Consider the following 12,880-nt stretch of genomic DNA (forward strand, 5'->3'; position numbering starts at 1 on the left):
GGTACGCCCCGCTGGTGGCGGTGTGCCCGCCGGTGGTGGGTGTCTACGCCACCGCGCGGCGGCCGACGCCCGCCGTCATCGCGGTGAAGCCGGCCCGCAGATGCTTGCCGAGCGCCACTGTCACCACGGGGCTGAACCAACCGGCGAGGGTGAACCGGGACTCGTAGCGGCACCGGTCGGGACCGAGGGGGACGACGGTGTGTGAGCGCAGGCTGTGCAGTGCGCCCAGCGGCACCGGCTTCATGGTGTAGCTGAACTCGACGCCCGGGGTGTGGGTACGGATCCATTCCCGCTGCGGACGACGGTTGCTGCCCAGCTGGACCCGCATGTCGATGGGCGAGCCCGGTTCCAGCGTGCTCGACGCCTCGTAGCAGAAGGTGTTCCACTCGCCGTAGCGCTCGAAATCTGTGAGCACCTCCCACACCTTCGCGGCGGGGGCGTCGATCTCGATCGTTTCGTCGATGACTAGAGACATGTGTGAAAACTAGGACATGTTCTAGTTTTCGGCAACCGCATCAGACGAAGCGCCGGCGGAACTTGCGCAGCGCGTCGATGATCACGGCCGAGGCCGCTGTCACCGCGAACAAGCCGAGGACGGTGCGCGCGAGCGGCCAGAGGTTGGGCCGGTCGGCCGGGTCGGTCTGGGCGAAGACGTTCTCGACCACCGGTGCGCCGTACTCCTGACGCCGCGAGTTCACGTCCACGGCGGTGAACGCGATATCGGCCATCACGCCGCAGCGAGCCCGGGAGAACTCGTCGTCGCGCAGCTGACACGAGGCGTGGATGCGCCGGTTCAGCGCCGCGTCCACCGAGCGGCGCGCCCACCCGCCGAGGGGTTCGTCGACCCGCTCGGCGTAGCGCAGTACGTCGTAGCCCAGGTCGTGCGCCTTACACGCCGACTCGAACTCGGCGGGCAGCGTCACCGGTGAGGAGCAGCCGCCGTTCGGGTTCACCAGTAAGCCGTCCAGCTGGACGGGGTCGTAACCGAACTTGTAGCCGAAATCGCGGGGGATGAGCGAGGTGGCATCCGGGCTGTCGTCGATGAGCGCGCGGACCGCGGCGGCGGCCGCGACGTTCTCGCTGTCGGCCGGGGTGGTGCCGCCCATGGCGCCCGGTGCCGACATGACCACGGCGGCGGCCATGGCCAGCCCGGCCGTGCACAGCGCGACACCGCTACGACGGCGGTGCTGCGCGGAATCGGGGGACGGCGCGGAGGCGGCGGAATCTGCGGTACGGGCCCGAGCAGCGGCGGGTACCGGGCGAAGCGGGGTGTTCATGGCCTCCGACGGTAAGGAGCGGGTCACGCGGCGGGCATCCCGCTACGGACTTGTTTATCGGGGCGCGCGGGTGGCAGGCCCGGCGCCGGGGTCACACCAGGGTAGGGGGTCGTATTCGGTTCGTGGGTATGAGGTCCGCTGACCGGACGGTTCGTAGGCTCACTGTCATGACCGCACCACTGCGCCCCGCCGCGCGAGGAATACCCGCGCGCACCTGGTTCGACTTCGCAACGGTGCTGGTCGCGCTGATTTTGTACAGCATCGCGTGGCCGACGTTGTTCGTCACCCACGAGGTCTCGCCGGTCACCGCGCCCCTGCTGTCGGCCCTGGCGGCCTTCCCCATCCTGTTCGTGCGGGTCAACCCGGCGATGGGGTGGGCGATCTCCGCCGGCGCCGCGCTGCTGTTCTCGATCGGCATGCAGCCGGGTGCCGACAACGATCTGCCCTTCCAGGTCGTGCACATCATCGTGCTGTTCGTGCTGTTGTTCGCGGTGGCGCTGCGGGCCTCGGTGCCGATCGTGGTCGTCGCCTGGGCGGCCACCTCGATGCTGTTCGCCACGACGATGCCCGGCTCGGACACCGGTCCGCTGTGGGGCTGGGCGATGGGGTTCGGCGCGCTGGCCCTGTTCGGCTATCTCGTGCGGATCCTGCTGGCCTCGCGGCGCAAGCTCGAGCGGCAGGAAGAGGTGACCGAGCTCGAGCGCGCGCGCCGGGCGATCCTCGAGGAGAAGGCCCGCATCGCCCGTGACCTGCACGATGTGGTCGCCCACCACATGTCGATGGTCGTGGTGCAGGCGCAGACCGCGCCGTACCGGATCGACGACCTCGACCCGGCCTCGCGCGCCGAGTTCGAGTCGATCGGCGCCACCGCCCGCACCGCGCTCAACGAGATCCGGGGCCTGCTCGGGGTGTTGCGCAGTGATGGCCAGCTGCCCGAACACGCGCCGCAGCCGCGCGCCTCGGACGTGCCCGCCCTGTGCGCGTCGGCTCTGCGTGCGGGTCTGCCCGTCGACTGGACGGTGACCGGGGATCTGGAATCGGTGCCGGAGACGACCGGGCTGGTCGTCTATCGGGTCGTGCAGGAGTCGATGGCCAACTGCGCCCGGCACGCACCGGGTGCCGCGGTGCACGTCGCGGTGGCGGTCGATCCCGGGGAGGTGAGCGTGACCGTGCACAACGCGGCGACCGCCACGGTGCCCCAGCCCGGTGCGGGCGGTGGTCACGGCATCGACGGCATGCGCACCCGCGTTGTCGCGGTCGGCGGTGAGCTGCACGCGGCGCCCACGCTCAGCGGCGGATTCGAGGTCTCGGTGACATTGCCCACCCACTAGGGTGACTGGGTGGCTATTACCGTTTTGATCGCCGACGACCAGGCGATGGTGCGCCAGGGTTTCGGCGCCCTGCTGGGTGCGCAGACCGATATCAGCGTCGTCGGCGACGCGCCCGACGGCAAGGTGGCGGTGGCCGAGGCCAAGCGGCTGCGTCCCGACGTGGTGCTGATGGATGTGCGGATGCCGGAGATGAACGGTCTCGACGCCGCCCGCGCGATCCTCACCGCGAATCTCGATCCGCCGGTACGGGTGCTCATGCTCACCACCTTCGACATCGACGACTACGTCTACGAGGCACTGAGCATCGGGGCGAGCGGGTTCCTGCTCAAGGACGCGCCCGCCGAGGAATTGGTGCGTGCGGTGCGGGTGGTCGCCGACGGTGAGGCGCTGCTCGCGCCGACGATCACCCGCAGGCTCATCGCCGACGTCACCCGCAGGCGCAACACGGTGCGGGCCGCCCCGGCGCCCGCGCTCGGCACCCTGACCCCGCGTGAACGCGAGGTGCTGGAACTGGTGGCCAAGGGGTTGTCGAACACCGAGATCGCCGCGGCGCTGTTCGTGGCCGAGCAGACCGTGAAAACCCATGTCTCCAAGGTCTTCTCGAAGCTCGGGCTGCGCGACCGCGCCCAGGCGGTGGTCCTGGCGTATGAATCCGGCCTGGTCGTTCCCGGCTGAGCCGGTGCGCTCAGCGCGGGCAGACGCCGCCGCGCAGGTTCGGCAGGTGCCGGGCCAGCAGCAGCGCCATCCGGTCGAGCAGTGCGGTGGTGTCGTCGAACGAGCCCGAATCGGCTTGTGCCGCAAGGGCTACCGCGAGCTGACCGCTGCCCACGGGTACCAGTCCGAACTGGCGCACGGTGTAGACCCCGGTGACGTCGTCGGGACCCCAGCCGCCCTTGAACTCGGTGTCGTCGAGCAGGCCGAGGCCCCACCCCTGATCCTCGGTGATCTCACCCATCAGCGAGGTGACGACCTCGGCCTGCGGCAGGCACGGCAGCCGCGACGCGAACCGCACCTGGTTGGCCAGCGACCATTCGGTACCGCCGAAGGAGGTGCCGTCGAGTTCGGTGCGGGTGCCCGACTTGCCGGTGGCCGCGTCGCCCGCCTCGTCGAGGATCTGCTGCACGGCGTCGGCGGCTTCCGGTGCGTCACCGAGGGATTCCCACAGGCCTTCGGCGGCGTCGTTGTCCGACACCGTGATCGCGGCCTCCACCATCTCGAAGATCGACTGGTCGGAGTCGTGGCGCAACGCGGCGACCGCGAGCGGGATCTTGATCGTGGACCAGGCGATGCCGGTGGTCCAGTCGCCGTAGATCGTCATCCGGCCGCCGCCGACCGGCATCAAGGCCATGCCGACCTGGCCCGGCAGCTTCGACTGCAAGAGGGTGAACTCCGCGGCCAGCGAATCGGGCAGCCCGATCGACAGACCGGGATGCCACGCGTCTTCGCTGTTGACGGTGACCGTGGGCGCGCTCACCGCCGTCGGGGTGCCCGGCGTGGCACACGAGGTGGACAGTGCGGCAGTTGCCAGCACCCCACAGAGCAGCAGCCTGCGACAGGCAGCCGTCGTTCCGGTCGACTTCACCACCGAATCCTCCCCACCACCCATTGCGCGTGCTCCGGCGGTGCAAACTTCTCGTCGAACGCGTCCGGTCACACCCGGACGACTGTTAGCAAGTTTCACCGATTTTCGGCGAGAATTCGAATGAACGTGGTCACACGGTCGGAAGGGGGTCGTAGTGCACGACATCGGTGAGGTGTTCGCGGGGTTCACCATCGAGGCGATGCTGGGCCAGGGCGGCATGGGCACGGTGTATCTGGCCCGGCATCCGCGCCTGGACCGGCTCACCGCGCTCAAGCTGCTCAACCGGGATCTGTTCGCCGACGAGCGCGTTCGCGCGCGGTTCGAACGGGAGGCCGATCTCGCCGCCGGGCTCGACCATCCCGGCATCGTCACCGTCTTCGACCGGGGGACCGAGGGCGAACAACTCTGGATCAGCATGCAGTACGTCGACGGGATCGACGCGGCGACGGTGGACCCGATGGCGCTGCCACCCGAGCGGGCCGTGCAGATCGTCGAAGGGGTCGCCGACGCGCTGGACTACGCGCACGGCAGGGGAGTGCTGCACCGAGATGTGAAGCCCGCCAACATCTTGCTGGCCCGCTCCACCGGCGGCCAGGGCGAGCGGGTCTTCCTCACCGACTTCGGCATCGCCCGGCTGCGCGCCGACTCCACGCACCTCACCCAGCAGGGAATGTTCACCGCGACACTGGCTTACGCGTCACCGGAGCAGATGACCGGCGCCGAGCTCGACCATCGCTCCGACCAGTACTCGTTGGCGTGTTCGCTGTACTGGTTGTTCACCGGACTGGCGCCCTTCGACTCCGCCGACCCGAACGAGATCATCCGCGGCACCCTCTACGCCCCGCCGCCGCCCCTGGCGCTGCGTCGCGCGGGTCTGCCGCCGATCATGGACGCCGTCCTCGCCGCCGCGATGGCGAAACATCCTGCGGCACGGTTCGATTCCTGCGCCGCGTTCGCCAAGGCGGCTCGCCAGGCGCTGACCTCCACGACCCCACCGGTCCTGCCGCGCCCGCCCGCGAACCCGGTGCCGGGTTACTACCCGCCCGCCCCGCAGCAGGGGCCCGCCGCGCCTTTCGCGCCGCCCGGCATGGCACCACCCGGGTATCAAGGCGCACCCGGACAGCCGGTGCCACAACCTCATTGGCAACCGCCCTCACGGCCATTCGGAGCTGTCCCGCCGGTCGCTCCGCGCCCGGCTGCGCCCAGCGGTGCGGTGCCGCCCGGCGAAGTACCTCCGGTGGCTCAGCGTCCGGCCGCGAGTCCCGTTGCCGGACAGCCGAATGCGCGCCGATCCGGGTCCGCTGCGCCTGGTGCGGCGCCCCTGGCTGCCGCTGCGCCTGCGGTCGCGGCCTCGGCTGCGGTGCCGCCATCCGCGGGCGTGCAGCGCCCCGCGCCGGGGGTCGCCGAAGCTGTGGCGGTGCCCGTGGTCGATGCCGGAATATCTTCCAGCCCAGTATCTCTCGACAAGTCGTCATCCACGGCGGCTCGATCGGACAGCGCCGCGACGTCCGGCGGTGCGGAGTCCGGTGAGGTATCGGCCACTGCGGCAACCGATGTCGTATCGATGCGCGACGCGGGCGAGCTGGACGCGGCGAACGCGGCGGCCCTGACCGAGGTGACCTCGATCGCTGGGGCCTCGAACGCGGCCCCAGCCGGGCCTGTGGCGCCGGAGGGAGCCGCAGGGCAGTCCAGCCAGCCGGGACAGCCTGGTAGCGCAGCGCAGAGCAATGCGGGTCAGCCGAGCAATCCGGGTCAGCCGGGTAGTGCCGGTCAGCCGAGCAATGCGCCTCAGCCGAGCATTGCCGGACAGTCGAGCATTGCCGGACAGCCGAGCAATCCGGGTCAGCCGGGCAATGCCGGTCAGCCGAGCAATGCACCTCAGCCGAGCATTGCCGGACAGCCGAGCGGTGCGGGTCAGCCGGGCAGCCCAAGTCAGCCGGGTGGTGCGGGTCAGCCGGGCGGCGCGGGTCAGCCGGGCAGCCCAGGTCAGCCGGGTGGTGCGGGGCAGCCGGGCGGCGCGGGGCCTCAGGTAGACGCGGGGCAGTCGGCGGCGGCGGGGCAGTCGGGTGGTCCGGTCGTGCCGGGTCGTGCGGGTCAGCAGCACGGGGTGGTGCGGTCCGGGCCGCGGGGGCCCTGGATGGTGCCGCATCGGGGGTATTGGCCGGTGCCTCGACGGGTGTCGGGGATGCAGCGGTTCGGGTGGGTTGTGTTGGTGGCACTGGTTCTGGTGCTGGTCGCGTTGGTTGTCGCGTTGGTCGTGGTGGTGTTGCCCGGAGACGACGACGGTCTCGACGTGGAAGACGGCGCGAGCGGGCCGTCGAATTCGGTGGCCGAGGTGGCGGATTCGTTCGCGGAGAGTCGGCGGGTTTTCCCGACCTTGGTTCCGCAGGGGCAGATGAGTGATGGTGTGGGGTATCGGGGGGCGCGGTGTGTGGGGGTGCGCAATGTCAGCGAGCTGGCGTGGAAAGAGGCTGCGTTGCAGTGGACTCCGATCACGACCGGGTGGCAGTGCGAGCGATCCGACAATCAAGTGGGTGCGCTGAGCTACCTGGTGCTCGAGTACGCGAACGCGAGCCAGGCGCGGTCGGTGCTGGAGGCGGTGCCCGCGACCGTTCGCTACGCGGGGAGCAAGGACGAAGTGCCGTTCTCACTGCAGCGGTGGGTGGTTCCGGATCCGGCGAACATCCGCGTCCAGACCGCGCACCAGGTGTTGAGCTTCCCCGGCGACTCCGCCCGCGCGAATTACCTTGTCGTGGTGAGTCGCCGGGGCAGCAGCGGCACCGGCGGGGCCACCCGCCCCTCGGCGCAGGACGAGGTCATCGCGTGGTGGGACGAAGTTCCGCTCTGATCGATGACGGGGCCGCCCCCGGGGTGGTAGACCCGCGATACCGAGGTGACGGTGCGAGGGAAGGCGTCGCCGCGGCGCCGGGCTGAGATGCCGGGCACCGCGGCGACCCAGGTCAGTCCACTGCCAGCGCGGCCACGATCGGCATCCGCGCCGCGCGCAGGGCGGGCGGGATCGAGCCCAGCAGTGCCAGGCCGAGCGCGACCGCACCGTAGACCGCGATCAGCGGGCTCGGCCGGTAGACGATGTCGATGGTCATCGCATGCCCGATGGCCACCGTGGCCAGATACTGCACCGCGACGCCGACGAGCAGACCGATGGCCGCGCCGATGAATCCGATGCCCGCGGCTTCGGCGAGCACCGAGCGCAGGAGGAACTTGCGGTTGGTGCCCATGGCGCGCAGCACCCCCAGCTCCCTGCGTCGCTCCAGGACCGACAGCATCAGGGTGTTCAGCAACGCCACCGTCGCCACCAGGACGACGATCCACAGGATCATGTTGCTCATCGCCGCACCCTGCTGGACGCTCGAGGAGATCGCGTCGACCATGTCGGCGCCGGTGTCGACATGGATTTCGCGGGGAACCATCGCGCGGACCGCGGCTTGCACCGTGTCGGGGTCGGCGCCGGGCGAATACTGGATCGACAGGATCGTCTCGCCGGGTCGCTGATACCACTCCCGCATCTGGTCGAGATTCATCATCACCACGCCGGAGACGGCGGTGAAGTACGGAATCACTTGCAGCACAGCTGTTTTGCGCTCACCGGAGGGGGTGGGCATGGTGATCTCGTCGCCGACGGCAAGCGAGAGCGACCGTGCCACGTCACGGGTGATGACCACACCTTCGCGCCGCTCCATCCGGTCGATCACCGCCCGATCGACCGCGCCGAGACGAGTATCGGAGGTACTCGGCGGATAGCCCTGCAACATCACCCGACCACTGCCGATGGTCGCGAAGGCCATCTGGGCGGGGCTCACCCGTTCCACGCCGGGGACGTTCGCGACCCGTGCGGCCAGGCCGTCGGGCAGGACCGGCCCGGTCGGGAACTGCTCGACGGGGCTCGGACTCACGTAAAGATCGGTGTCGCCGAGACTTTGGAACGAATCGGTCGCCGACTTCACCATGTTGCCCGACGCCCCACCGAGCGCGACCACCGCCGCGACGCCGATCATCACCGTCATCGCGGTGGCCCAGACCCGGCGCGGCGCGCGTTCCAGCGTCGTCGCCCCGAGCGCGCCCGGCGCGCCGAACCAGCGGGCGATCGCCGCGGATCCGCGCACGATCGGACCGGTGGCGGCGAAACACAGGAACACCGTCGCGGTGAACGACGTGGTGATCGCGGCCAGCGACAGTCGCCCGAGGTCGACGAACGCGATGGCCACGGCCGCCGCACCGAGCAGCACACCCGCGGCCAGGGCGACCCAGCGCAACACCGAGTTGGTCGCCGCGGCATCGCTGGCCTCCACCGGCGCCAACGCCTCGACCGGGGCGACCTTGTACACCTGTCTGGTCGCGATCGACGCCGCCAGCACCGTCGCCACCACACACGCGGCGATCGCGACGGGGATCGCGTAGTTCGGCACCTGGAATTCGGTGCGCGCCTCGACCGATTGCACGATCGCGGCGGGCAGCCTGTCGATCGCGAACCGCCCCATCAGCGCACCGATTCCCGCGCCGATCGCCCCGCCGATCAGCCCGAGCATCGCGGCCTCGACGAGCAGATCACGCACCATCGGGGCCCGCTTGCCGCCGATCGCCCGCAACAGCGACAGCGTCGGCCTGCGTTGCGCCACCGCCATACTCATCGCGTTGTAGATCAAGAAGGCCGACACGATCAGCGCCGCCGCCGACGACATCAGCGTGGAATACCGCATGATCTGGATCGCGCCACCGGCCTGCGCGGTGCGCAGACTCGGCTCGGCCACCACGGCCCGGCCGTCCACCGCATCGGTGAGGGCGGTGCGCAGCGCGGCCACATCGGTGCCGGGCCGCACCACGATCTGCACCGAATCGAGCTTGCCCACCCGGTCGGTGAGGAATTGGATCAGCGGCAGCGGACCCGCCACCACGTGTCCGCTGTTGAGCCGGTCGGTCGCCTCGGAGTCGAGGACGGCAGCCACCTTCGCCGTGCCTGCCCCGATCGGTACGGGGTCGCCCTCGCGCAGACCCATGGCCGCGCCGACCAGCACGCCGCGCTCGGTGCTGAGCAGCTTGGTGGTGTACTGCGACATCGGCCCGGCCAGATCGCTGCCGAGCGCGCCGATATTCTGATCCGCGCCGATCAGCAGTGCCCGGTCGGGGCCGGCGCCGAGCGTGCCGCGCAGCATCGGCACCGCCGTCGCCACCCCGGGTGTCGCGGCGATCCGGGGTAGCAGTGACTGCTCGAAGCCCGCGTCGGTGATACCGGTGATCTCGAGTTCGGCGGTGCCCGCCAGACCCTTGGTGAGCTTGTCGACCGACCCGGTGACCGACCCGGAGATGCTCAGCACCGCGACGATCAGCGCGGCCGAGACTCCCATCACGGCTCCCGACATCAGGGTGCGGCCGGGATGGCGGAGCAGTTCACCGAAGTTGAACAGCCGCAATCGATCGATGGCGGCGGCGATCATGCGTCGACTCGCGAAGCGACGCGCTGGTCCGCGCCGATCTGACCGTCGCGCAAGGTGATCACCCGGTCGCAGTAGTCGACGGAGCTCATGTCGTGCGTCACCATCACCACCGAGTTGCCCTGCGCGGTGATGTCGCCCAGCAGCGCGAGGATCGCGGCGCCGGTCTTGGAGTCGAGGTTGCCGGTCGGTTCGTCGGCCAGGATCAGCGGCGGATCCATGATCAGCGCTCTGGCCACCGCCACGCGCTGCATCTGCCCACCGGAGAGCTCCGCGGGCCGGTGCTGTGCGCGATCGCCGAGGCCGACGAGATCGAGCAGTTCCAGCGCGCGCGGCTTGGCCTTGCGTAAGCCGGTGCCGTCCAACAGCTTCGGCACGGCGACGTTCTCCCAGGCCGAGAGGGTGGGGAGCAGGTTGAAGAACTGGAAGATGAAGCCGACCTGCTCGAGCCGGAACGCGGCCTGCTGGTCTTCGTCGAGATCGCCGATCTCGGTGCCGCGGAAACGAATCGAGCCCTCATCGGGACGATCGAGCGCCCCGAGCAGGTGCAGCAGGGTGCTCTTGCCGGAACCCGACGGCCCGATGATCGAGGTGAACTGGCCTGCTTCGATGCGCATGCTCACCTCGTCGAGCGCGCGGACTTCCTGATCACCGACGCGATACTGCTTGACCACCCGGGTCAACTCCAGCATCGGCTGCTGTGGCGATTCGATGTCGGGCATATCTTGTCCCCCAGGGAGTTTCGGGTTTCAGCGTGCGAGTGCGCGGTCGCGGGTAGTCTGCCCGATCGCCGGGCGTGCGTCGAGAAGCCCACGCAGGGCCGGTTGTTCGGCGGCCAGCTCGAGATAGGCATCCATCGGGGTGCGGCCGTCGATCTCGGCCAGTTCGAGTTTGACGCGCAGATGATTGTCCCAGCGGTTGGCCAGCGCCTGTAGCAGGCCGTCGACTCCGCCGAAGAGCGTGTCGAGCCCGGCGAGGCCGGCGAACAGGGCCGGGTCGTTCGGGTCGACCGCTGCCCTGGCGAGCACGGTGTGCACGATCTCGGTGCGGTGGTGTAGATCGGTCCAGGTCATGGGCTTCACCTTCCGTGAGCGGGTGAATCGAACGTTACGGGCGGCGAACGGCCGAATCGTCGTCCCGGGGACCCGACTTCTTCTCCTACCCAGGTAGGAGATCGGTACCGTTCGCGGGACGATGCTCGCCCGGTAGGTGGCGACTAGCCTTACATCATGGATGTGAGCCACGCCATCCCCGCGAAGGCGCCGGGCCGAGTGAGCCTGCGGCAGCGGTTCGCGGCCAGAGCCGCGGTGCCACGATTGCTCACCACCGTCCGCGAACGCATCGAATCGTTGCCCTACGACTATCCGCCCGCGGTGATCCTGGCCGCCGACCTCGCGCTGCTGGTGGTCACCGGTGCGGCGGTGATCCAGCGGCACGCGTACTTCCCGAGTGTGCTGCCGCTGCTGGCGATGGCCACCGCGTTCCTGCCGATTCCGCTGTTCGCGATCTTCCGGGTGAATCCGCACCCCGTGCTGCTGAAGGGCAGCGCGCTGGCTTCCTGCGCCCTGTTCCTGTTGCAGCCGGTCAACGCCGACTTCGCGCCGTTCGTGCTGGTGATCGTCGCCGGTGAGGTGGCCGCGGTCGCCTCGCGCGGGTGGACCATCGGATTCACCCTGCTCGCGATCCTCGAACTGGTCGCGTTCGACGTGGCCGGGCACGTGCACTGGGGTGAGCAGCCGCTGCAAGGGCTACCGATGTATGTGATCGGCATCCTGCTCGGCATGTTCGTCGGGGTGATGCTGCAGTATCAGCGGCGTTTCCTGTATCAAGAGCGCGAGAATCAAGCGATCCGCTCCGGTCAGGCCGCCGACGAGGAACGACGCCGGATCGCCCGCGAAGTCCATGATGTGATCGCCCATTCGCTCTCGATCACCCTGCTGCATCTGACCGCCGCCCGCCGCGCGCTCCAGACCGACGACGACGTCACCGAGGCGGTGGAAGCGCTCGTCGAGGCCGAACGCCTCGGCCGCCAGGCGATGGCCGACATCCGGCGCACCGTCGGCATGCTCGACGCGGGCCCGGCGCAACTGGCTCCCGAGCCGGGCGCCGCCGATATCGACGAACTCGTCGGCGACTTCCGCCGCGCCGGGCTCACCGTCGACTACGCGCGCACCGGCGACCTGACCACCGTCTCCGGTGCCATCGGCCACGCGCTCTACCGGATCGGTCAGGAATCGCTGGCCAACGTCATCAAGCACGCGCCGGGCGCGCCCGCCACGGTGCGCTTCGACGTCTCGGCCGAGGCGGCGACGCTGGTCGTGTCGAATCCGCTGCCGTTCGGGCCCGCGCTGCGCCGCGATACCGGGATGGGACTGCGCGGCATGCGCAAACGCACCGAACTGCTCGGTGGGAAGATCATCGTGGGCACCGGCGACGACGGCTGGACCGTGCGGGTCGGCTTCCCACTACGAGCAGGCTCGTGCGCCGCCCTCGCGGCCGTGCTGCCGGGCAAGCTCTGGCACAGACCCCAGGAGGACACGTGACGACCGCTTCGCCGATCGAGCAGCTGGTGACAGTGCTCGTGGTCGACGACCAGGAACTCGTACGCGGCGGATTGCGTCGCATCCTGCGGCGTCGCGACGGTTTCACCATCAACGAGTGCGCCGACGGCGACGAGGTCGCGGCCGCCGTCGCCGCGCAACGACCCGATGTGGTGCTGATGGATCTGCGGATGAAGCGGGTCGGCGGCATAGATGCGACCCGGTTGCTGCGCGCCCGCCCCGACGCCCCACCGGTGCTGGTGCTCACCACCTTCGACGACGACCAGCTTCTCTCCGGCGCGCTGCGCGCGGGCGCCGCGGGCTTTCTGCTCAAGGATTCGCCCGCGGAGGATCTGATCCGCGCGGTCCGCACCGTGGCCGGCGGTGGCGCGTGGCTCGATCCCTCGGTGACGGGACGGGTGCTCACGGCGTACAGAACAGTGAAACCGGTCGGTACCCGAACCGATCGCCGGCTCGGCGAACTCACCGCCCGCGAGTACGAAGTGCTCGAATTGATCGGCTCGGGCCGGGTCAACAGCGAGATCGCCGCTGAACTCGGTATCTCGGAAGTAACCGTGAAAAGCCACGTCGGACACATATTCGGCAAGCTCGACCTGCGCGATCGCGCTGCCGCGATCGTGTTCGCGTTTGACCACGGCGTAGTGACACCGGGAGAATCTTCCTACTGAGAAGCAGGTCC

11 protein-coding genes are annotated in these 12,880 nt (G+C 69.7%); 5 read left to right on the plus strand and 6 right to left on the minus strand.

Annotation, left to right across the window (positions count from 1 at the left end; genetic code table 11):
* Positions 1-43 precede the first annotated feature (43 nt).
* Complete coding sequence (locus ACFQ9R_RS16945; RefSeq protein ID WP_378991594.1) at positions 44-475, minus strand: SRPBCC family protein; 432 nt, start codon at positions 473-475, stop codon at positions 44-46.
* A gap of 40 nt (positions 476-515) precedes the next feature.
* The gene (locus ACFQ9R_RS16950) at positions 516-1,277 is read right to left on the minus strand and encodes a hypothetical protein (protein WP_378991595.1); all 762 of its coding nucleotides are present in this window, start codon (positions 1,275-1,277) and stop codon (positions 516-518) included.
* Positions 1,278-1,444: 167 nt separating this feature from the next.
* On the opposite strand from ACFQ9R_RS16950, the gene ACFQ9R_RS16955 reads away from it, so the two are divergent.
* Positions 1,445-2,608 (plus strand): sensor histidine kinase, encoded by a 1,164-nt coding sequence (locus tag ACFQ9R_RS16955; protein ID WP_378991596.1) that lies wholly within the window; start codon positions 1,445-1,447, stop codon positions 2,606-2,608.
* Positions 2,609-2,617: 9 nt separating this feature from the next.
* Positions 2,618-3,283: a response regulator transcription factor gene (locus ACFQ9R_RS16960; protein ID WP_358105204.1), complete on the plus strand. Its 666-nt coding sequence runs from the start codon at positions 2,618-2,620 to the stop codon at positions 3,281-3,283.
* Between the two features lie 10 nt (positions 3,284-3,293).
* Here the strand turns inward: ACFQ9R_RS16960 and ACFQ9R_RS16965 are convergent, their stop codons facing one another.
* Positions 3,294-4,190, minus strand: a complete 897-nt coding sequence (locus tag ACFQ9R_RS16965) for a hypothetical protein (protein WP_378991597.1) — start codon at positions 4,188-4,190, stop codon at positions 3,294-3,296.
* A 154-nt stretch (positions 4,191-4,344) separates the two neighbouring features.
* Between ACFQ9R_RS16965 and ACFQ9R_RS16970 the strand changes: the two genes are divergently transcribed.
* The gene (locus ACFQ9R_RS16970; protein WP_378991598.1) at positions 4,345-7,038 is read left to right on the plus strand and encodes a protein kinase; all 2,694 of its coding nucleotides are present in this window, start codon (positions 4,345-4,347) and stop codon (positions 7,036-7,038) included.
* 112 nt (positions 7,039-7,150) lie between these two features.
* Here ACFQ9R_RS16970 and ACFQ9R_RS16975 read toward each other — a convergent pair whose 3' ends face one another.
* From ACFQ9R_RS16975 to ACFQ9R_RS16985, 3 genes are read right to left on the minus strand one after another with little or no spacing between them, the layout of a single operon-like run.
* A complete protein-coding gene (locus ACFQ9R_RS16975) occupies positions 7,151-9,643 on the minus strand; it encodes an FtsX-like permease family protein (RefSeq protein ID WP_378991600.1) in 2,493 nt (830 codons plus the stop codon).
* Positions 9,640-10,362, minus strand: coding sequence for an ABC transporter ATP-binding protein (locus ACFQ9R_RS16980; RefSeq protein ID WP_378991602.1), 723 nt, complete (start codon positions 10,360-10,362; stop codon positions 9,640-9,642). The genes ACFQ9R_RS16975 and ACFQ9R_RS16980 overlap by 4 nt, the downstream gene beginning before the upstream one ends.
* 27 nt (positions 10,363-10,389) lie before the next feature.
* Positions 10,390-10,713 carry a hypothetical protein gene (locus ACFQ9R_RS16985; RefSeq protein WP_378991603.1) on the minus strand — a complete coding sequence of 108 codons (324 nt, stop codon included), beginning with the start codon at positions 10,711-10,713 and terminating at the stop codon, positions 10,390-10,392.
* Between the two features lie 156 nt (positions 10,714-10,869).
* Here ACFQ9R_RS16985 and ACFQ9R_RS16990 point away from each other — a divergent pair, with 156 nt between their 5' ends.
* Both ACFQ9R_RS16990 and ACFQ9R_RS16995 read left to right on the plus strand, forming a co-directional pair.
* Positions 10,870-12,183: a sensor histidine kinase gene (locus ACFQ9R_RS16990; RefSeq protein WP_378991604.1), complete on the plus strand. Its 1,314-nt coding sequence runs from the start codon at positions 10,870-10,872 to the stop codon at positions 12,181-12,183.
* A complete protein-coding gene (locus tag ACFQ9R_RS16995; RefSeq protein WP_358063879.1) occupies positions 12,180-12,869 on the plus strand; it encodes a response regulator transcription factor in 690 nt (229 codons plus the stop codon). Before ACFQ9R_RS16990 ends, ACFQ9R_RS16995 begins: the two co-directional genes overlap by 4 nt.
* The last annotated feature ends 11 nt before the right edge of the window (positions 12,870-12,880 follow it).

This window comes from Nocardia sp. NPDC056541, assembly GCF_042794235.1.
GTDB lineage: Bacteria > Actinomycetota > Actinomycetes > Mycobacteriales > Mycobacteriaceae > Nocardia.

Excerpts from the sequence above, each read along its gene's own strand:
- ACFQ9R_RS16955 (WP_378991596.1), top strand. The coding sequence starts at position 1,445 with ATGACCGCACCACTGCGCCCCGCCGCGCGAGGAATACCCGCGCGCACC.
- ACFQ9R_RS16950 (WP_378991595.1), bottom strand. The coding sequence starts at position 1,277 with ATGAACACCCCGCTTCGCCCGGTACCCGCCGCTGCTCGGGCCCGTACC.
- ACFQ9R_RS16990 (WP_378991604.1), top strand. The coding sequence starts at position 10,870 with ATGGATGTGAGCCACGCCATCCCCGCGAAGGCGCCGGGCCGAGTGAGC.
- ACFQ9R_RS16945 (WP_378991594.1), bottom strand. The coding sequence starts at position 475 with ATGTCTCTAGTCATCGACGAAACGATCGAGATCGACGCCCCCGCCGCG.
- ACFQ9R_RS16980 (WP_378991602.1), bottom strand. The coding sequence starts at position 10,362 with ATGCCCGACATCGAATCGCCACAGCAGCCGATGCTGGAGTTGACCCGG.
- ACFQ9R_RS16985 (WP_378991603.1), bottom strand. The coding sequence starts at position 10,713 with ATGACCTGGACCGATCTACACCACCGCACCGAGATCGTGCACACCGTG.
- ACFQ9R_RS16975 (WP_378991600.1), bottom strand. The coding sequence starts at position 9,643 with ATGATCGCCGCCGCCATCGATCGATTGCGGCTGTTCAACTTCGGTGAA.